Source organism: Psychrobacter sp. T6-1 (assembly GCF_052258445.1).
On record NZ_JBQQFC010000503.1, the window covers coordinates 1 to 1,192 of the forward strand.

The following is a 1,192-nucleotide window of genomic DNA, read 5'->3' on the forward strand; positions in this document are numbered from 1 at the left end:
ATGACCATTGCGCCGGGCGTATTTGCGACGCCGATGATGAATACGATCCCTGAAAAGGCGCGCGAACAATTAGAGGCCGCCGTACCGTATCCCAAGCGTTTAGGCGACCCAAATGAATTTGCCAAATTGGTCACTCATATCATCGACAACGCTTATCTTAATGGCGAAGTAATACGTTTAGATGGCGCTATTCGTATGGTGTAAATCGTTTGGAGGCAAATTTTTAAAGAGACACTACTCTTTCTTCACTTAACCTTCATCGTTTTTACATACAGAAATCTTATTTTGTTTGCTATATTTATCATTATTCTTAGATAAAGTAGATTCTTTGTGTCACTCTCTACCAATACCATCAGCCAGCCAAGCAAGAGCAAGCATCCCAAGATCAGGGTGCTTGCTCTTTTTGCTATCGGTCTAGTCGCTGCGGGTATCATCGGTCTGGTTCGTTATGACAAAACCCCTTTTCGCACTCAAGGCTCGTATGCCAGTACAATTGCTATTCCAAGTAACGTAGCGATTGATAAAGTCTTCGTCGATAAGTCCGAGCGCACTATGCAACTGCTGGACGGTGATAGAGTCATCAAATCCTATCATATCGCCTTAGGAGAAAATCCCGTCGGACATAAGCAGCAAGAGGGCGATGAGCGCACGCCAGTCGGTACTTATACGCTCGACTACAAAAACGAGAACTCCATCGCCTATCGCTCTATTCATATCAGCTATCCAAATAGTGCGGACAAGGCACGCGCTGAAGCTCTTGGCGTCAGTGCAGGCGGTGACATCATGATTCATGGGCAAATGAATGGGCTAGGCGATTTGGCTTGGTACAATCAGCAGCGTAACTGGACGGACGGCTGTATTGCAGTCACTAATGATGAAATGGACGAAATCATGGATCTCATCACCCTTGGCACAACGATCGAGATTGTAGAATAGATATTTTTAGCCTAACTGAGTTATCGATAAAAAAACGTCTGTTTAAAACTTATCTCTTCTTTCAATATCTTGCTTGAAAATTTGCGCGGTATACCTATTAATAATATAAGCTTGATATCATTGTTTTTGGTAGGGTTTTAATCAAAGCTATATATCATCTGCTTTGGCCCTCACACTATAAAGTCATTATTTATTATTGACAAGGGCTAATTGGGAGTTGAAATCATCTCCTTTGTCCCTTATATAGATAGCAACC

General features: G+C 42.6%; 1 protein-coding gene and 1 pseudogene. Both read left to right on the plus strand.

Features of this window, described 5'->3' with window-relative positions:
• Positions 1 to 204, plus strand: a pseudogene (locus ACTXGO_RS14135) (3-hydroxyacyl-CoA dehydrogenase); the annotation flags it as partial.
• A 126-nt stretch (positions 205 to 330) separates the two neighbouring features.
• Positions 331 to 936, plus strand: coding sequence for a L,D-transpeptidase family protein (locus tag ACTXGO_RS14140; RefSeq protein ID WP_443541900.1), 606 nt, complete (start codon positions 331 to 333; stop codon positions 934 to 936).
• Positions 937 to 1,192: the final 256 nt, after the last annotated feature.